Genomic DNA, 18264 nt, shown 5'->3' with positions numbered 1-18264 from the left:
CGAACGCCGTGACGGGTCAATGGGATTTGGCCGATGCTTGCGTTTTGTCCCATCGGCGCGGCGGGCAGGCAACGCCGGATCACCGAAGGTCCCTCCCCCTCCGGACGGAGGAAGCGTGCATCGCTGGACGGGAGCGGGCCGGCGACGCTATGGATTGGCAGAGCACAGTCGGACAGGTGACAGGGCATGGCAGCCACCGGATCGCAATCGGCCGGAACAGGGGCCGCGACAGAGTACCGGAGCGGGCACCGCATCGGCATCGACCTGGGCGGTACCAAGACCGAGGGCATCCTGCTCGACCGTCAGGGAAACCAGCTGGCGCGCCACAGAGTTCCCACGCCGAAAGGCGATTATGACGGCACCGTCGCGACCATCCGCGATCTGGTGGCCCGGCTGGAACGGGAAATCCCGGCCGGAAGCAGGGCGACGGTGGGTTTGGGCATTCCGGGAGCCATCTCCCCGGCGACCGGGCTGGTGAAGAACGCCAATTCCACGTGGCTGATCGGGCGCGACTTCACGCGCGACCTGACCCGGGCGCTCGCCCGGCCGGTGCGGATCGAGAACGACGCCAACTGCCTTGCGGTGTCGGAGGCGACCGACGGCGCCGGGGCCGGCTGCGGCGTGGTGTTCGCGGCGATCCTCGGCACCGGCTGCGGTGCCGGCATCGTCGTTCACGGCCGGGTACTGGGCGGACGCAATGCCATCGCCGGTGAGTGGGGCCATAACCCGCTGCCCTGGCCGACCGCCGCGGAGCGGGCGGGGCCGGCCTGCTATTGCGGCAAGCAAGGCTGCCTGGAGACTTTCGTGTCGGGGCCCGCGGTCGCGGCCGACCATTTCGCGGCGACCGGCGAGACGCTGGACGCCGCAGCCATCCTGGCCCGCGCCGCCGACCCGTCGGCCGGAGACGCCGGGTGCCGGGCGACGGCGGACCGGCTGGTCGGCAGGCTCGCCCGCGGTCTGGCGGCGGTCGCCAACCTGCTGGACCCCGACGTCATCGTGCTGGGCGGCGGCCTGTCGAACGCGGAATTGCTGTATGACCGGCTGCCGGCGGCGATGCAGCCCTGGGCCTTCAGCGACCGGCTGGACACGCCGGTGCGCCGCGCCCGCCACGGCGATTCCAGTGGCGTGCGCGGTGCGGCATGGCTGTGGCGGCCGGGAGAAATGCCGCCGGAAACATGAACCGGGTCAGCCGCTCTTCTCAGTCCCGCCGCGCGGTCCGCGGCACAGGCGGAGCGTCGGCGCTGCGCGGCGCTGCCATCACGCGCTTGGCGGCTGCGGGATCAACCGGCGGCGGCGTCAGCGAATGGGAGGCGGAGTAATGCTTGTCCGTCCGCTTCACGTCGGTTCCGTAATGCGCCATGCCGGCCCGGTCCTTGCCCGCCTTCATCGCCCCCCAGTGGGACGGCGCCGGGCCGGGCAGCGGCTGTGCCTGATCCAGGTTGCGCAGCAGCGGGCCGGTCGGGACCATCTGGTCGTACACCCAGGGCGCATATTCCTGCTTCTGGGCGTGGGCCGGCAGCGACAGCGTCATCACCGCCAGAGCGGCGGCGACGGCGGTCCGGATGGCGGTATCGGCAGAGAAGGAAACGCGGGTCATCGAACAGGCACCTTTCGTCCGGGAAAACGGATCGGAAGGGGCAGTCGAACGCAAAGCACCCGCGCCGTCCAATGCGGAGGCGCGTTACCCACCCCGGTCGCCGCATGCCCAAGCGGGGCACGGCTCCCGCCTTACGATAGGGCGCCGGGGCTATTCCGTTAGGAGGCCCCGTTAGGAAGCCGGCAGGCGGTAGAGCGTCAGGTGCAGGCGCTTGCCGGTGTTGTAGTTGAAGCCAGACAGCTCGGCCAGCGGCAGCGGCGTGGCGGTGCCCAGGCTGTCGAGGAAGGCCGGCGCTTCACGGTCCTCCACCAGGGCCAGCCCGCAGGCGCGGTCCGCCGTCAGATGCGCGGCGGCGCCGGCCCCGTGGACCAGCCTGGTCGGCGTGCCGAGCAGGAAGACCAGGCTCGGCTCCGAATAGCCGGCGGTCGCCACCACGCTGTCCGGGCAGGGCCGGACCTGCGCCACCGCGCGCGCGGCCTGACGGCTGACCCACACGCCGTCGATGTTCGGCAGCACGGCGGCATAGGTCCCGGCATAGAGCAGCGCCGCGGCACCGACTCCTGCGGCAAGCCCGCTCCGCGGCTCCCCACGCAGAAGCGAGCGCAGGGCGAGCGCGAAGAGTCCGCCCACAGCCGGCACCAGCGCCACCCCGACCGGATCGATCCGGCCATCGACCAGCCAGGGGATCACCGCCACCGCCAATGTCAGGGCACCGAAACCGATCGTGCCCAGCGCTACCGCGGCGGCCACCAGCCAGCGGCGCGGCTTTTCGCGGCTGCGGTCGAAACCGTCGATCAGGGCCGCCGCAGCGATGGCGGCGATGGCCGGGAAGACCGGCAGGGTGTAGTGCAGGAGCTTGGTCGGCACCGCCTCGAACACCAGCCAGCTCGGGACGATCCAGGCGATGCAGAAGCGCACAGCGTCCAGCCGGCGGCGCGCCCACACCCAGGGAACGGCCAGCAGGGCCAGCAGCGACCAGGGGGCGAAGGTCACCCAGAAAGTGCCGAGGTAATAGCCGGGCGGCAGCCCCTTACCCTCCTGCCCGCCCGACACCTTGCCCAGCATGTCGTGGCCGACGGATTCGGCGAAGAAGGCGCCCTTGCTCTTGATGGCGATGGCGATCAGCCAGGGGGCGGCGATGGCGACGACGATGCCGAGCCCGGCCAGCGGCTTCAGCCGCTTGAGCCACCCGGCCTCGCGGTCCCACAGGGCCAGCACCAGCGCCGTGCTGCCGGACACCAGCAGGACCATCGGCCCCTTGACCAGCACGCCGATGCCGGCGGCGATCCAGAAGACCAGCGGAGCCACCCAGGCAGCGCGCCCGGCGGGGACAGGCTCGCGGCGGCCGAGATAGAGGTGGGCGAGCACAGCCTGCCCGATCACCACGGTGGCGAGCAGCACGGCATCGGTCTTGGCCATCCGCGCCTCGACCCCCAGCACGACGCAGGAGGCCATCATCAGCCCGGCGATGAAGCCGGCCGGGCCGCCGAACAGCCGGGCCGCCGTCCAGGCACTGGCGAGGACGGCCAGGATCGCGCCCAGGAACGAGGGGATGCGGTAGGTCCAGATGACCTTGTCGGCACCGACGGGAATGCCGCGCACGGCATCGGCGGCGGCGGTCGCGGCACTCTGCAGCCAGTAGATGCCGACCGGCTTCTTGTAGCGCGTCTCGTCCTGAAAGCGGATGTCGACATAGTTGCCGCTGTCCAGCATCTGCGACGATGCCTGGGCGAAGCGCGCCTCGTCCCGGTCGAAGGGCGGAAGCACGGTGAAACCCGGCAGGAAAAGCGCCGCGGCGATCAGCGCCAGCAACGCATAGGCCCAGACCGGCAGACGGCTGGCCGGCAGATGGCCTTGCGGCGAGGACGCTGCGGTCACGGCTTGCTCGGCACCGCGCCGCCGGTGGCCTGCGACTTCTTGTGCGACCAGACGAAATAGACGTTGCGGGCGTAGATCACCAAGCCCATGCCCTGCCCCAGCATGAAGACCGGGTCGAAGCGGTAAAAGGCGTAGGCGAACAGCATGACGCCGCCGCCCAGCGAGAAGTACCAGAACATCTCCGGCACCACGCTGCGGCGCGCCTTTTCACTGGCGATCCACTGCACGATGAAGCGCATGGTGAACATCAACTGGGCGAAAAAGCCGATGCCGACCCAGATCAGGTCGGTGGTGCTTTGCCCCTGGAACCACGCTGCGGCGCGCTCAAGCATCGTTGAATCCTGTACCGAATGGGTCGCTGTGAGGGTTGATCGGCTTTGAAAGACGTCAGAGGCGTTCGGAGACCGGCGACATCTTCGTCCGCCGCTTCAGCCAGTATACGCCCAGCAGATCGACCACGCCGATCAACCCGCGCCGCCAGTTGTTGTATTTTGACACGCCGCGTTCGCGTGGGCGATGGTTCACCGGCACATAGGCCACCGGGTGGCCGTGGGCACGGAACAGCGCCGGCAGGAACCGGTGCATCGCTCCGAAGAAGGGCAGGTCGAGGAAGGCGTCGCGACGGAACAGCTTCAGCCCGCAGCCGCTGTCGGTGCAGCCGTCCTGCAGGAAGGACTGGCGGACGGCATTGGCGATCTTCGAGGCCCAGCGCTTCGACAGGGTGTCCTGCCGCTTCTTCCTGAGACCGCCGACCAGCACCGGCGCTCCCGCCTCGCCCGTCGACACCAGGGCGAACAGCGCCGGGATGTCGGCCGGGTCGTTCTGGCCGTCGCCGTCGAGCGTCACCACGAACTCGCCGCGCGCCGCCTTGACGCCACTGCGCACCGCCGCACTCTGGCCGGAGCGCTGGACATGGCGCAGCACGCGCAGCCGGCCGGCTTCGACCGCCGGGGCAAGACGCGCCTGGGTGTCGTCGTCGGACTGGTCGTCGACGAAGATGACCTCGAAACCGCCGACCGGAATCAGTGCCCGCTCGATCTCTTCGAGCAGGGGCAGCACGTTCTCGGCCTCGTTGAAAACGGGGACAACGACCGACAGCCGCACCGGCTGGCCGCTCTCCGGATAAATGCTCACGGTTTGCCATCCCATTCGCCAAACGGGCGGCAAATTACTCTCGCGGCGCGGCGAACGGTAGCGGAAAAGGATGAGACGGAAGCGGGGCAGCTCCCCGCTTCCGTCCGATATGCGGATGCAGAGGTCGGACTACCCCTTCTTACCACCGGTCTCGGGGACCAGCGGCAGCGGCACATAGCGCAGGTCGCCACCGCGGCTGACCAGCATCAGCAGGGTCTTGCGCCCCTGTTCCTTCGCCTTGGCGATGCGGGTTTCCAGATCGGCGGCGGTCGCCACCGGTTCCTGCCCGGCCTCCACGATGACGTCGCCGAGGTCGAGGCCGCGTTGCGAGGCCGCGCTGTCGCGGTCGACCTCGGTGACCACCAGACCGTCGACATCCTCGCCGATGGCGAAGGTCTCGCGCAGGCCGGGGGTCAGCGGTGCCAGCTTCAGACCCAGCGCCGACTTGCTCTCCTCCGGCTGGGCGGAACGGGGGGCACCGCTCGATCCCGACATCGCCAACTGCTGCGGCTCGTCGCGCAGTTCGCCGACGGTGACCTGGATCGACTGCTGCTTGCCGCCGCGCAGCAGGGTCATCGGCACGGTGCTGCCGATCTGCGTGGAGGCGACGAGGCGGGGAAGCTGGCGCATCTGCTCCAGCGGGTCGCCGTTGAAGGCGGTGATGACGTCGCCCTGGCGCAGGCCGGCCGAGGCGGCGGGACTGTCGGGCGAGATGCTGGTGACCAGGGCGCCGCCGGAGCCCTCCACGCCCAGGCTTTCGGCTATGTCCGGCGTCACCCGCTGAACCTGGACGCCCAGCCAGCCGCGGCGCACCTTTCCGCCGTCCTTCAACTGGTCGATGATCGGCTTGGCAAGCGAGGACGGGATGGCGAAGCCGATGCCGACCGATCCGCCGGTCGGCGAATAGATGGCGGTGTTGATGCCGATCACCGCGCCGCCGGCGTCATAGAGCGGACCGCCGGAATTGCCGCGGTTGATGGCGGCATCGGTCTGCAGATACTCGTCATAGGGGCCCTGCTGGATGTCGCGGGCGCGGGCCGACAGGATGCCGGCGGTCACCGAGCCGCCGAGGCCGAAGGGGTTGCCGATGGCGACCACCCAATCGCCGACCTCCACCGCTTCGCTGTCGCCCCAATGGGCGGCGGTCAGCGGCTTGGCGCTCTCGACCTTCAGCAGGGCGAGATCGGTCGGCGCGTCGGACCCCACAAGCTTGGCCGGCAGCTTGGTGCCGTCATGCAGGGTGACGGCGATTTCGGCCGCGTCGGAAACGACATGGTTGTTGGTGACGATCAGGCCCGACGGATCGATGATGAAGCCGGAGCCGAGCGCCATGCTCGGCAGACCTTGCGGACCGCCACCCTGCGGACCGCCGTTCGGCCCGCTTTCCGGCGAGCCGTTGCCCTGGCCGCCCCGCTGCCGGTTGCGGAATTCGCGGAAGAACTCCTCCAGCGGCGAGCCGGGTGGAATGTCCATCCCTTCCGGCAGCCGGCCGCCACCCGCCGAGGGCTGGGGCGCCTGGGTGCTGGAGATGTTGACGACGGTGTCGATCTGCGTGCGGGCGAGGTCGCGGAAGGACGGCGGCGCGTAGGTTCTGCTCGCCCCCGGCTGCGCCCCGACGGCGGGCGCGTCCTGTGCGGCGGCCGGCAGCGCTGGCAAAAACACCACGCCGGACAGCAACGCGCACAGCGCCGCGGCCGGAAGGCGTCGGAAGATCGGGTACGAACGCGGCACGGGCGCATGCGGCATGGACGGTCTCCGCAAAAAAACGGTTGTGTAAAAGCAGGGAAGCCGTGACCGACGGATCCCCAAAAGACCCTGGGCGAGAAACCACCGAATGGCGGGCCCCGGTCGGGTTTGTTCTGAAACTGCAAACACGGAACCCCCCGTCCGGGGTCCATCGCACTTTTCAAAAGTCCGGCGACCGGAAGATGCCGACGGCGGATTCGTTCCACTCTGGGTTTCGGAGCGCCCGAGATTTTTAAAACCGGAGGCCTTCCACCATGCATCGTGACCAGTTGTGACACCGGATACAAAATCACGATTCCGTGCAAAGTTATGCTGGCATTTTTGAGAAGAGTTTCCGATAGTCATCCATACCGAAAACATCGCCCGCCAGCGTGAAGCCTCGATGCTGCTGACGCACGCGCCCGCGTGGTCCCGCGTCCGAAGCGTGCGGTCCGGGTGGACATGCTGACGAATGACTGAAAATTCACTTTGGCAACCGAGCGATATAATGAACGCAGAAACCGGGAGCGAACCGGAGTCTCCCAAGAAGCGTGGCCGCATTCCGCAGTCGGCGTGGCCCCAAATTCTTGATCGCTACCGCAGCGGTGCAACCCTTTCGGCCATCGCACGCGAATTCGAATGCACCCCCAGTGCCATCTCCTACATCATCAAGAAGGCGGAGGCCGCCAGCGGCCAGGGCGATGCCGTCTCCGGTGATGCGCAGGACGATGCACAGATCGCCGACACCGGCACGTCCGCCGACGCGGACACGGCAGGCGAAGCCGCCGCTCCGGTGACGGCTGCTCCGGAAACGATGGCCGAAACGCCGGTGGCCGCGCCCGCCGAACCCGCCCCGGCACCGGCTGCCGAGGCCCCGGCCGAACCGCGCCGCGCCGCTGGCCGCACTGGCCGGACCACGCTGACCCGCGCCTCCCGGCCGGAACCGGCTGCCGAACCGGCCCCGGCCGAAGCAGCCGCCCCGGCGCCTGCTCCGGCGCCGACGGAAACGCTGCGCCTGAACCGTCCGGACGCCACCCCGGCAGCCCCTGCCGCCACGCCGGCTCCGGCCGCACCGGTGGCCGCCGCGCCGGAGGCCCCGCGGGCTCCCGGCCAGCCGACCCCGCCGGTGGATGCGATCGAGGGCCGCCTGCGCGACACCGCCAAGGCCTGCATCTCCGCCTATCGCGGCTGGCGTCAGCAGCCGAGCGAGGCGACGATCCAGTCCCTGTCCGACACCGTGCACGAACTGCGCAAGGCCTTGGCCCGCGTGGAAATCGACATGTCGGCCAGCCGCCGCGAGGAACAGGCGATCCGCCCGATCCCGATCCCCGCGCATCGGGCTTCGCGCCGCCCGAACTGAGTGGACTTTTGAAAAAGCGGGCTTGAAAAAGCCTCTTTGAAAAGCCTCCATCCCCCCGTGGGACGGAGGCTTTTTCTTGCCGCTTTTGCTGCCGCGCCTCGGCTTGCGTTTTTCGTGCAAAAGGGTCTTGACGGCCCCCTATCGAAAGGCTACTCCTCAGCGCCCCGATGGAAGGGTGGCCGAGTGGTTAAAGGCAGCAGACTGTAAATCTGCCCGCGTACGCGTACGCTGGTTCGAATCCAGCCCCTTCCACCATCCCTGCGAAATCAATGCTTCGCAGGGCCGCCGTTCCAGGCGGCGACTGTGCTGCAAACTCTCCCCTGATTACAGTGATCCTGCGCCGTCGGTGCGCGGCTTTATTGTTCGTTCGGCAGCGAGACATGGCCGACGGTGTAAAGTTGCATCGCCTCCGTCACCCCCGGTGGCAGCCCGGACCAGAGCGTGACTTTCGTCATCTTCCATCCCGTCGGATCGAACGCGGCAATGGCGGCCAAGGCGCCGGCGTCAATCGCCGACTTTGCATCCGCGATGGCATTGTCCCGCTGTGACGCCAAGTCCGAATAGGCGGAAATCGCAGCGATGTCGCGCGTGGCGTAAGCCGCGGCTTTCAAATTCCCCGTCAGTTCCGCATGCCAAACCAGCCATGTCTGCACCGACGGCCAGCCGAAATCGCGTGTCACTGCCGCAAAACCCGGACTGGAAAGAAAACTGTCGATCCCTTCCGGCTCATCCCACAGGTAGAACGGCGCATAGAGGTTTTCCGCACTGACAAAGCCGGCATCCTGCTTTCTTGCCGCGAGATAGGCTTTGAAGCGCAGCCGTGGAAAACCGTCGAGCAGCGGCCCTCTCTCACGAATGCGGCGGTCGATGATCGCCATGTCGTAATCGGCGGGCAGCACGAAGCTGTATTGCATGGCGATCATCGGGAAAGCTCCCCCTGCTCGACGGCTTCCATCCACTGAACGGCGCTGCCGTCCCGCACCGGCTGGACGCTGATATAGCTGAACGGGCTCGACGGCGCCGCGCCGTGCCAGTGGCGTTCGCCGGGTGCGAACCAGACGGCGTCCCCGGTACGGACCTCGACCGGCTCGCCGCCCTCGCGCTGCACGAGGCCGACACCGTCGAGCACGAAAAGAAGCTGTCCGGACGGATGGCTGTGCCAATGGGTCACGACGCCCGGCGGGATGAAGGCGCGCATCGCTGTCATCTCGCCCTCCGTCCGGCTCGACAACAGCATCTGGACGAGGAAGGCGCCGTTGGCGATCCCTTCGGGCGCGGCAACGATACCTTCGCCGGCGCGTCGGACAGTCATGGCCGGCGGACAGGACATCTGCATTTCAAAGTAGCCGGTCATTGGGGCGCCTCCTGCGCCGGCAGTCCGGCGGACACACCGGATGCGAAAGACCAATCCTCGAAGGTCGAATCCGCGATCACGATCATCACGTCTTCCGGCCGCACGCCCGGCGACGCCGCAAGCTTTTCGACCAGCCGCCGGTAGAAGCGCGCCTTGGTTTCGGGCGACCGCAGCTTTCCCGTGGTGATATGAAAGACGATGAAATCATCCGAGCGCGGGCCGCCGCGATAGGTCCGGTCAAAGACCAATTCATGCGGTTGATGCTGGTGAATAGCCAAGAATCGGTCGTTCTCCGGAACCTCGAAGCAGTCGACCAGCGCACGGTCCAGACTGTCGGAAACGGCCGCGAGATAGGCCGGCGATTTGCCCGCGAGCAAAGAAATCCGTGTGAAGGGCATGGCATGCCGCTCCTGTTTGAGCGATTGACAGCCCCAGTATGGATGGAGATTATTGTCCTGATAATCGGATTATTTCGAATGAATCGTCCTGTTTTGCGGGATTTTGAAAATGCGCCTGACCAACCTCGACATGGATGCGCTGCGCAGTTTCGTCGCTGGCATCGACGCCGGGTCCTTCGCCCAGGCCGCCGACCGGCTCGGGCGGTCGACATCGGCGGTCAGCGCCCAGCTCAAGAAGCTGGAGGAGCAGGCCGGGACGGCGCTGGTGCGCAAATCGGGTCGCGGGTTGACGCTCACCGATGGCGGCGAGGTGCTGCTCTCCTATGCCCGGCGTCTGTTGAACTTGAATGACGAGGCGATGAGCGCCGTTCGCGGCGCGGGGCTGGAGGGCTGGGTCCGTCTGGGAATCCAGGAGGATTTCGGCGAGACCGTGTTGCCGCAGGTCCTCGGCCGCTTCGCCCGCGCCCACCCCAAGGTCCGGATCGAGGGGCGCATCGCCCGCAACAGCGAGCTGTCCGAGAAGATCGCCTCCGGCCATCTCGATCTTGCTCTGGCATGGGACGACGGCAGCGCATCGGCCACCGAACGGATCGCGTCATTGCCGCTGTGCTGGCTGACCGCGGCGGAGGAGGCGCCAATCTGGCGGGCCGACGGGAACGAGCCGTTGCCGCTCGCCGCATTGGAGGCGCCATGCCTGCTGCGCTCCATCGCCTGCGATCATCTGGACCGGCATGGGATTGCCTGGCGCATCGCCTTCGTCAGCCCGAGCCTGGGTGGCCTCTGGGCGGCGACGGCGGCGGGGCTCGGCATCGCCTTGAGGACACCGGTGGGCCGGCCGGCGGCGGTGCGCGTGCTCGATCCCGTCGCCTGCGGCTTGCCGCAACTTCCGTCGCTCGGCCTCAGACTCTTGCGGTCCGACAAGGGACCGAACCCGATTGGCGATCATCTCGCCACCATCATCCGGCAGGCGTTGCGCGAAACACTGCCGGCCGGCTGGATGCCGGAAACACCGGACACCGGCTGACTCTAAGCTTTTGGTTTTCCGTGTGATTCACGCTTCAAGCGGTTCCGCTTGAACCGATCACACTCTAAAGCGGCAGCGGATCGGCCGGCGTCACACGCGGGAAGCGCAGCGTGAAGGCGGTCCCCATCCCCGGCTCGCTCTCCAGCCGCAGCCGGCCGCGCAGGGTGCGCGTGACCAGCGTGTAGACGATGTTCAAGCCCAGCCCGCTGCCGCCGCGGTCGCGGCTGGTGGTGAAGAAGGGCTCGAAGATTTTGCCGTGCAGGTCGGCCGGAATGCCGCGCCCGTCGTCGGCATAGACCAGTTCCACCTCTCCACCGGTCACCGTGACCGTCACGGTCAGCCGGCCGCGCACGCCGGGCTCATAACCGTGCAGGAGCGAGTTGATGACGAAATTGGTCAGGATTTGGCCGAAAGCGCCGGGGTAGCTGTCGAGCATCAGACCATCCGGACAGCGCACCTCGACCGAATGCCCGCCGCGGCGGATGCGCATGCCAAGGCTGCGCAGAATCTCGTGGATGTACTGGTTCAGTTCGAAGACGCGGCGTTCCTCGCTGGCCTGGTCGACGGCGATCTGCTTGAAGCTCTGGATCAGGCGGGTCGCGCGCTCGATGTTCAGCAGCATCAGCTGCGTCGCCTCGTCGGCGATGTCGATGTAGTCCGCGAAATCGCCGCGCCGCAGGCTGCCGGCTTCGAAGAGATGCCGCAAGGCACGGGTCTTCTCCGCCAACAGCGAGGCGCCGGTCAGGGCAATGCCGACCGGCGTGTTGATCTCGTGCGTCACGCCGGCCACCAGCGATCCCAGCGCCGCCATCTTCTCCGCCTGGATCAGCTGGACCTGCGCCTCCTTCAAATCCTGCAAGGCCCGCTCGGCCTCATCCTTGGCGACGCGCACCGCCTCGGCCGCATGGACGCTTTCGGTGACGTCGGTGTGGGCGCCGACGATGCGGACGATCCGGCCGTCGTTCCCCGCCACGGCGAGCACGCGGGTTTCCAGAAAGATCGTCTGTCCGGACCGGTGGCGGAAACGCTGGAGCTGGCGGCTTTCCGACCGACGGCCGGTCGCCAGTTCCTCCACCATCTCCAGCGCGGCGTCGCGGTCCTGCGGATGGAGCAATTCCTCCCAGCGGCGGCGGCTGTTGTCCATTTCCGCTTCGGAATATCCCAGCAGTCCCCACCATTGCGGGGAAAACCACACCTCCCCGCTGTGCAGGTCCCATTGCGAGATGCCCTCGCGCGCCGCCCGGATCGCCTGTTCCAGCAACTCCCGGCTGGAGGCCAGTTCCCGCTCCGCCTGCTTGCGGCGGGTGATGTCGGTGTAGGTGGTGACGAATCCACCGTCGGGCAGCGGCAAGGTCACCGTCTCGATGATGACGCCGTCGGGCCGGACACGCTCGTTGTAGAAGGGCCAGGGCGCCTTGCGGATATGGTGCAGCCGCTGCGCCACCAGATCGTCGACGTTGCCGCGGCCGTAGCCGCCCTGCTCCGCGATGTGGCGGACCACCGCCTCGTAAGGCTGGGCGTAGCGCGGGAATCCGGGATCGATGTAGAGCAGTTCCAGCACGCGCCGGTTCCAGGCGACCAGCCGGAGGTCGCGGTCGAAGGCCATCACCCCCTGGCTGAGGCAGTCGAGCACCGAACTGGTCTTCGCCCACGGTTCACGCTCCGCCGGGATGCCGGCAACGGCCGCCTCGACCGCCGTCAGCAGCCATTCGCCCGCTCCGCCGCTTCCCAGCGCCAATGTGACGGCGCTGCCGTCGGGAAGCCCGGACATCATCGGACGGCCGCGGCGCAGGTCGGCCATCGCACCGCCCAGCAGGCTGCCGAGCAGACCGTCCAGCGTCATGTTGCCGGCCACGGCGAACCGGGCTGCGAAGGCGGCATTGGCCCACACCAGACGTTCGTCGGCGTCGAAGCGGGCGAACCCGGTTTCCCCCATGCCCGTGCCTACTCCCTCCGCTCAGTCCGCCAGTCACCGAAGCCGCGCGAAAACCCTAATCAAAATAGGATTGATTACGGGAATAATCACGAATTCAGACACGCAGACAGATTTGTATTTTCCATTCTTATATCTCTGAAGTTGCCGGGCAAGCGCCATTGCGGGACGATTCCCGGGAAATCCGGCGGACAGGCCTCTTGATTTTACGCGGCCACGAAGCCTAATCCAGCGGCTGTCGTGGGGTGCGGCAGTCAAGCCGTTGACGGGAAAAGGATTTGCATGATGGGGGATGTCGCGGCCTATGGCAGCCTGTTCCTGGTGGCGCTGGTGGCCGCGACGATTTTTCCCGCCCAGTCCGAACTTCTGCTCGCCGGGCTGCATGCATCCGGCAACTATCACGACGGCCTGCTGATTCTGGTGGCGACCGTCGGAAATGTCGCCGGCTCGACGATCAACTGGGCGCTCGGCCGCTATCTGATGCATTTTCAGAACCGCCGCTGGTTCCCGGTTTCCCCCCCGCTGGTCGAACGGGCGACCGGATGGTACCAGCGTTTCGGCGTCTGGTCGCTGCTGCTGGCCTGGGTGCCGGTGATCGGCGATCCGCTGACGCTCGTCGCCGGCATCCTGCGCGTCGACCTGCGCCTGTTCCTGCTGCTGGTGACCGTCGGCAAGCTGGGGCGGTACGTTGTGCTGATTGTTGCAATATAGTACAGTATAGTAGCAGTATTGTTCGTGATACCTTTGGAAGACAACAATAATGAGCTTGTGAACGGGCCCGCCGTCACAGTATTAACGGACCCCGAAACGCGGATCCCTCGAACCGGTGAAAAGCCTCGGACCTGAAGGGGCTTTTCGGAATATCGACGTTGTTTGACAGAGGTCAAACGCGCCGCATCGGCGGTCGACTATGCTCCGCGCCAACGTGGAACCGGAAATCAGGCGCATCGACATGCCAGACGGAAGCATCGTTCAGCAGGGCCCCGCCCAACCCGCCAAGGTTCCGCTGTACGAAAACCATAAGACGATTCATCCGAAGGCGGTCAAGGGCCTCTATCGCCGCCTGAAGACCGTCACCTTCTCCGTTCTTCTGGCACTGTTCTTCATCGCCCCCTGGATCCGCTGGGAGCGCGGTCCCGATGCGCCGGCCCAGGCGGTGCTGTTCGACCTGACCACGCCGCGCTTCTTCCTGTTCTGGATCGAGATTTGGCCGCAGGAGATCTATTACCTCACCGGCATCCTGATCGTCGCGGCGCTGGGCCTGTTCCTGGCGACGGCGCTGGCCGGGCGTGTCTGGTGCGGCTTCGCCTGCCCGCACACGGTGTGGACCGACCTGTTCGTGTGGATCGAGCGCGTCTTCGAAGGCGACCGGGCGGAGCGCATCCGCATGGACAAGCAGCCCTGGACGACGCGCAAGCTCCTGCGCAAGGCCGGCAAGCATGCCGGCTGGATTGCGCTGAGCCTCGTCACCGGCTTCGGCTTCCTCGCCTATTTCACCGACGCCCCCGCCCTGCTGCACGATCTGGCCACCTTCCAGGCCAGCTACGAGGCGACGTCGTTCTTCGGCATCTTCGTCGGCATGACCTATGTGATGGCCGGCTGGACGCGCGAGCAGATGTGCATGTACATGTGCCCGTGGCCGCGCATCCAGAGCGCGATGCTGGACGAGCATTCGCTGGTCGTCACCTATCAGGTCGACCGCGGCGACAACCGCGGCCCGAAGCGCAAATCGCAGAGCTGGGACGAGCGCCGCGCCCAGGGCTTCGGCGACTGCATCGACTGCGGCCAGTGCGTGCAGGTCTGCCCGATGGGCATCGACGTCCGCACCGGCGAGCAGTCGGACTGCATCAACTGCGGCCTGTGCGTCGACGCCTGCGACAGCATCATGATCCAGCAGGGCCTGCCCACCCGCCTGATCGCCTTCGATTCGCTGGCCGCCCAGGATACGCGGGCTTCCGGTAAGAGCTACCAGTGGCACCTGTTCCGTCCGCGCGTCATCGTCTATGCCCTGATGATGCTGGTCATCGGCGGTGCGATGGCCTGGAGCTTCGCGCTCCGCCCCAGCCTGAACATCACCGTTCTGCGCGACCGCGCCCCGCTGTTCGTGACGCTGTCCGACGGGTCGATCCGCAACGCCTACACCTTCAAGGTCGCCAACAAGACCCGGCAGAACCGCTCCTACACCCTCAGCGTCGCCGGCCTGCCCAATGCCGACATCAAGGTGATCGGCGACGCGGAGGATGAGACCGCCGCCCACACCGCCACCATCTCGGCGGAGCCGGACAGCGTCGCCACCTACCGCGTCTATGTGACGGCCCCGCGCGCAGCGCTCACCGCCACCTCCCTTCCCCTGACCTTCCAGCTGTCCGACACCGGCACGGCCGAGAAAAACAGCCGCGACAGCGTCTTCCTCGGCCCCGCCAACTGACGGTCGCCAACACCTTGGCATGAGCGCGAAAGGCGGTGGCCGTCGGAACGGCCTACCGCCTTTCGCTTTTGTGCGCAAAGGGGGGACGCCCGCATGGACAGTTTGCGCGGGCACACGAGCCACTCACCTGACTCAAGCGAACGCAGGCTGGGCCACGGCAACACCGTGCCGCCCGGCAGCTTGGTGACGGGTGGCAGCGAGGTGAAGATCCCATGCTTTTTGATTTCGAACCATCGGGCATCAACGACACCTACCTGCGCCTGACCCGCAACGGGCTGTCCTGCATCGTTGCGCCGGCCGGGGCATGGAACGGGCTTGTCCGGGTGAATTACATCGTGGCCGGCGCTCCCGGCAGCAGCGAACCCTACATGATCTTCCGCAGCCTGGATGTCGGCTGGGACGACGGCCGCTTCTGCTGGAAGGGGCGCGCGTCGCCGGTGATGACCAGCTCGGCCATGGTCGACATCCTGCTGGATCGCGGGATGGTGACGGAGGCGGAGGCGGAACGTCTGCTGTTCGGCATCAACACGCCGGCGACCGGCGCCGCATCGGACGAGTTGCTGATGATCCGTGCGCTGCTCGCCGGCTGCAGCTTCACCCCCGTCTACGACCAGCAGCCGCTCAGCAGCGAACCGCCGACGGTCGCCGGCTTCGCCATGCGCACCCTGTCCGATCCCGGCGCCTTCATGCTGGAGGCCCGCAACGGCATCCCCGTTCTGGACAGCGAGGCGCGCGACGCCCTGCGCCGGCTGGTCGGCGTGGTGATGTGACGCCCTGTTCCTCCGTCTTTGGTCGAAGATCGCGGCGAAGGGGATCGTTTCCCTGCCCAAAGGCGTAGGGGTTAGACCTTCGGGCGATAGAAACTGTCACAGTGCCAGGACATTCTTATTGCAACTGCTCACGGGAGCCACGCCGCCGCCGACTTAAACCCTTTGCGAGAGAGTCCGACCAGCCATGAACGCCAGACTGTCCCACCGTTGCACCTCCCTGTTCGACCGCGCCCGCGCCGCTTGGCTCAGCCAGCCGCTGGCCCGCAGACTGGCCTCCCGCAAGGCCACCGGCGCCCCCGGATGTCGATGGAACTGCTGGACCTGGAACTCTTCCGCATCGACATCGGTCACTGAAGGCCGCAGCCCGATTCTGTTCAATAACTGCTCTACTTCAGCAGATGCTCGTACCGTGCGTCTGTCAGCGTCTTCATGAAGGCGACCAGCGCCTTGACGCGGCGGGTATCCAGGGCAGGCGCGGATTCCAGTTCCTTTGACGACAGGTTCGCCGCCACCTCCGGCGGCCCCCACGGCTTGCCCGTCTCCGGGTTGAGCGCGGCCTTTTCCGTCCGATTGTTGTAGTGGTCGTAAAAGCGGACCACCGTTTCCAGATCCTTGAACACCCCGTTGTGCATGTAGGGGCCGGTCACCGCGACGTTGCGCAGGGTCGGTGTCTTGAATTTCCCCTCGTAAGCGGGCTTGGCCGCCGCCGGATTGTCGTGCAGCCCGCGGTCGGCGAAGCCCGGCTTGGCCGTCGCCTCGCGCAGGGCGGGATTGGCCGGCACGCCGATGTTGTGGTGTTCGTAATTGGTAAAGGTCTCGCCCGCGGCAGCCGGCATCGGCTTCAGCTTGTGGCATTGGTTGCAGTTGGTGAACTGGGTGGAGAAGAACAGGGTCATCCCCAAATCCTCCTCCGCCGTCATCTTGTACTCACCGCGCAGGGAGCGGTCGTATTTCGAATCGAAGGGCGCGAAGCGGTCGGTCTTTTCGAAGGCGGCGATGCTGTCGCTCATCGCGTCATAGGCGCGCTCCGCATCGTCCAGCACGCCGGCGCCGTAGAGCGCCACGAAGGCACGGGCATAGTCGGGATTCTCCGCCAGCCGGGTGCGCGCCTGCTCCTTGGACGCCAGCCCCATCTCCGCCGGGTTCAGCGGCGGACCGCCGGCCTGATCCTTCAGGGTGGCGGCGCGGCCGTCCCAGAACTGCCCGCCGACCGCCTTGCCGTCGGCCTTGATATGGAAGGACGGCGTGAAGGCTGCATAACTCGCCGTCGGTGCGTTGCGGTCGCCCACCGATTTGCCGTTGTCCCCGACCGACGCCGCCCCACCGGCGCCGCCGGTGCGCGGATCGGCGAAGCCGAAATCCGGATTGTGGCAGTCGGCGCAGGACTGGGTGCGGTTGGCCGACAGCGCCGTATCGGAGAACAGCGCCTCCCCCAGTTTCTCCTTGCTTGAGAAGTCGGCGGCGAGCACTGCTCCGCCCCCCGTCAGACCGGCCGACAGAAGCGCCAGCGCCAACGCGCGGGGCAGGACAACAGGGAGGGTGGACATGATGACGCTCCTGGCAACGGCCGCTGACTGAGGCCGACACTGAGCATCAAAGGTTAATCGAGAGTGAGAATTGTTATCAATTGACCTGCGCGGAAGAGGGGTGGGGCGAAAGGTCGCTGACCGGCAAAGGCGCCGGCCCGATCAGGCCGGCCCGTTTCCTTCCCCCTCGGTCAGCAGCCGGCGGATGGCGTTGACCAGCGGCTTCATGTGGAAGGTCGAGTCCGGAGAAACCGCGACGGTTCCGCCGGCCGCCTCCACCGCCTCGGCCACCACCGGACCGACGGCGGCGATGCGCGTCCTGGCGAAGCCCTGGCGGAAGGCGTCGCCAAGGCCGCAGGCCTCCGCCACCTCATGCAGGCGCCGCACCTGGGGAGAGGCGGTGAAGGCGACGAAGTCGATGCGTCCCTCCGCCATGTCGCGGATCGCCGCCTGGACGGCGCCGGTCTCAATCGTTGGCGTAGCGGTAGGGGGTGATCGCCACCGGCAGGCCGCCGCGCGCCCGCACCGCCTCCAGCAGCGGTTCGTTCGGGTTGTCGGGGTAGAGCTGGATACCGACACGGCGGCCGGCCAATCCTCCTCCCCCAGCATGGCGATGACGCCGTCGGTGGTCGGGGCCGGGGCGGATTTGTAGGGCGCGCAACCGATCTCGCGGAGCGCCTTCACCGGCTTCGGGCCACGGACGAAGACCCGAGCGCGGCCGATGGCGGCGATCACGTCGGCCTCGCGCTCCATGGCGCGGGCGACGGTCATCAGCCGCCGCAGCCCCTCGCCGGTCAGCAGGACGATGTCGTCGTACCCCTCGGTCAGCAGCCGCTCCAGCCATGCCCGTGCCGGCGCCGGATCGTCGAGGTCGAGGATTTTCACCATCGGGCAGCGGATCGTCTCGGCCCCATGCTGTTCCATCATGCCGGCGAACAGGTCGAGGTCCCGGCTTTCCGGCACCAGAATCCGCTTCCCCGCCAGATCGCCGCTCTGTCCGGCCATGGTCCCGCTCCCGTGATCGCCTGTGTGGTGACGCCGAGACTAACAGCAGGCGGCGGGCGCGGTCACGCGGGATGGAGCGGTGGCCCCAGCCGGAGACCGGCGAACGGCCTTGACAAGCGATCCACAGGCATC

The 18264-nt window shown here is 67.2% G+C and carries 17 protein-coding genes and 1 tRNA gene; 7 read left to right on the top strand and 11 right to left on the bottom strand.

All coding sequences use genetic code 11. The features are described 5' to 3' along the window. The first annotated feature begins 186 nt into the window (after positions 1-186). On the top strand, positions 187-1179 hold the full coding sequence (locus tag ABNQ40_RS31795) for an ROK family protein (RefSeq protein ID WP_109049500.1): 993 nt from the start codon (positions 187-189) through the stop codon (positions 1177-1179). Positions 1180-1198: 19 nt separating this feature from the next. On the opposite strand, the gene ABNQ40_RS31790 is transcribed toward ABNQ40_RS31795, so the two are convergent. From ABNQ40_RS31790 to ABNQ40_RS31770, 5 genes are all read right to left on the bottom strand, one after another. After that, on the bottom strand, positions 1199-1597 hold the full coding sequence (locus tag ABNQ40_RS31790) for a hypothetical protein (protein ID WP_109049499.1): 399 nt from the start codon (positions 1595-1597) through the stop codon (positions 1199-1201). 171 nt (positions 1598-1768) lie between these two features. Next, positions 1769-3475, bottom strand: coding sequence for a glycosyltransferase family 39 protein (locus ABNQ40_RS31785; RefSeq protein ID WP_109049498.1), 1707 nt, complete (start codon positions 3473-3475; stop codon positions 1769-1771). Beyond that, positions 3472-3807, bottom strand: a complete 336-nt coding sequence (locus tag ABNQ40_RS31780) for a lipid-A-disaccharide synthase N-terminal domain-containing protein (RefSeq protein WP_109049497.1) — start codon at positions 3805-3807, stop codon at positions 3472-3474. Before ABNQ40_RS31780 ends, ABNQ40_RS31785 begins: the two co-directional genes overlap by 4 nt. A gap of 55 nt (positions 3808-3862) precedes the next feature. After that, complete coding sequence (locus tag ABNQ40_RS31775) at positions 3863-4624, bottom strand: glycosyltransferase family 2 protein (RefSeq protein ID WP_098735284.1); 762 nt, start codon at positions 4622-4624, stop codon at positions 3863-3865. 114 nt (positions 4625-4738) lie between these two features. After that, positions 4739-6355 (bottom strand): DegQ family serine endoprotease, encoded by a 1617-nt coding sequence (locus ABNQ40_RS31770; RefSeq protein ID WP_109049496.1) that lies wholly within the window; start codon positions 6353-6355, stop codon positions 4739-4741. Between the two features lie 487 nt (positions 6356-6842). Here ABNQ40_RS31770 and ABNQ40_RS31765 point away from each other — a divergent pair, with 487 nt between their 5' ends. Together ABNQ40_RS31765 and ABNQ40_RS31760 are read left to right on the top strand one after the other, a co-directional pair. Then, complete coding sequence (locus ABNQ40_RS31765; protein ID WP_109049495.1) at positions 6843-7694, top strand: hypothetical protein; 852 nt, start codon at positions 6843-6845, stop codon at positions 7692-7694. Positions 7695-7863: 169 nt separating this feature from the next. Then, a tRNA-Tyr gene (locus ABNQ40_RS31760) sits at positions 7864-7949 on the top strand. Between the two features lie 101 nt (positions 7950-8050). Here ABNQ40_RS31760 and ABNQ40_RS31755 read toward each other — a convergent pair. The 3 genes from ABNQ40_RS31755 to ABNQ40_RS31745 are packed head-to-tail and all read right to left on the bottom strand — an operon-like array spanning position 8051 to position 9446. Further along, complete coding sequence (locus ABNQ40_RS31755) at positions 8051-8617, bottom strand: DUF4865 family protein (protein ID WP_109049494.1); 567 nt, start codon at positions 8615-8617, stop codon at positions 8051-8053. Continuing rightward, on the bottom strand, positions 8614-9048 hold the full coding sequence (locus ABNQ40_RS31750; RefSeq protein ID WP_109049493.1) for a cupin domain-containing protein: 435 nt from the start codon (positions 9046-9048) through the stop codon (positions 8614-8616). The genes ABNQ40_RS31755 and ABNQ40_RS31750 overlap by 4 nt, the downstream gene beginning before the upstream one ends. Beyond that, positions 9045-9446, bottom strand: a complete 402-nt coding sequence (locus ABNQ40_RS31745; RefSeq protein ID WP_109049492.1) for a tautomerase family protein — start codon at positions 9444-9446, stop codon at positions 9045-9047. Before ABNQ40_RS31745 ends, ABNQ40_RS31750 begins: the two co-directional genes overlap by 4 nt. A gap of 109 nt (positions 9447-9555) precedes the next feature. Here ABNQ40_RS31745 and ABNQ40_RS31740 point away from each other — a divergent pair, with 109 nt between their 5' ends. Continuing rightward, positions 9556-10470, top strand: coding sequence for a LysR substrate-binding domain-containing protein (locus ABNQ40_RS31740; RefSeq protein WP_109049491.1), 915 nt, complete (start codon positions 9556-9558; stop codon positions 10468-10470). Positions 10471-10534: 64 nt separating this feature from the next. Here ABNQ40_RS31740 and ABNQ40_RS31735 read toward each other — a convergent pair whose 3' ends face one another. Further along, complete coding sequence (locus ABNQ40_RS31735) at positions 10535-12406, bottom strand: PAS-domain containing protein (RefSeq protein WP_109049490.1); 1872 nt, start codon at positions 12404-12406, stop codon at positions 10535-10537. Between the two features lie 282 nt (positions 12407-12688). On the opposite strand from ABNQ40_RS31735, the gene ABNQ40_RS31730 reads away from it, so the two are divergent. From ABNQ40_RS31730 to ABNQ40_RS31720, 3 genes are all read left to right on the top strand, one after another. Continuing rightward, positions 12689-13114: a YqaA family protein gene (locus ABNQ40_RS31730; protein WP_109490891.1), complete on the top strand. Its 426-nt coding sequence runs from the start codon at positions 12689-12691 to the stop codon at positions 13112-13114. 241 nt (positions 13115-13355) lie between these two features. Then, a complete protein-coding gene (ccoG, locus tag ABNQ40_RS31725) occupies positions 13356-14831 on the top strand; it encodes a cytochrome c oxidase accessory protein CcoG (RefSeq protein WP_247879742.1) in 1476 nt (491 codons plus the stop codon). Positions 14832-15043: 212 nt separating this feature from the next. After that, positions 15044-15601 carry a hypothetical protein gene (locus ABNQ40_RS31720; RefSeq protein ID WP_391349140.1) on the top strand — a complete coding sequence of 186 codons (558 nt, stop codon included), beginning with the start codon at positions 15044-15046 and terminating at the stop codon, positions 15599-15601. Between the two features lie 386 nt (positions 15602-15987). Here the strand turns inward: ABNQ40_RS31720 and ABNQ40_RS31715 are convergent, their stop codons facing one another. Together ABNQ40_RS31715 and ABNQ40_RS31710 are read right to left on the bottom strand one after the other, a co-directional pair. Then, complete coding sequence (locus tag ABNQ40_RS31715) at positions 15988-17148, bottom strand: cytochrome-c peroxidase (protein ID WP_109049487.1); 1161 nt, start codon at positions 17146-17148, stop codon at positions 15988-15990. A 141-nt stretch (positions 17149-17289) separates the two neighbouring features. Next, entirely contained in the window at positions 17290-18132 is an 843-nt protein-coding gene (locus ABNQ40_RS31710; protein WP_391349138.1) for a uroporphyrinogen-III synthase, read from the bottom strand. Positions 18133-18264: the final 132 nt, after the last annotated feature.

Origin of the sequence: Azospirillum sp. A23 (assembly GCF_042938965.1) — a bacterium.
Lineage (GTDB): Bacteria > Pseudomonadota > Alphaproteobacteria > Azospirillales > Azospirillaceae > Azospirillum > Azospirillum melinis.
The sequence above is the reverse complement of the archived record's forward strand: the minus strand, read 5'-3'. Positions and strand labels throughout refer to the sequence as shown.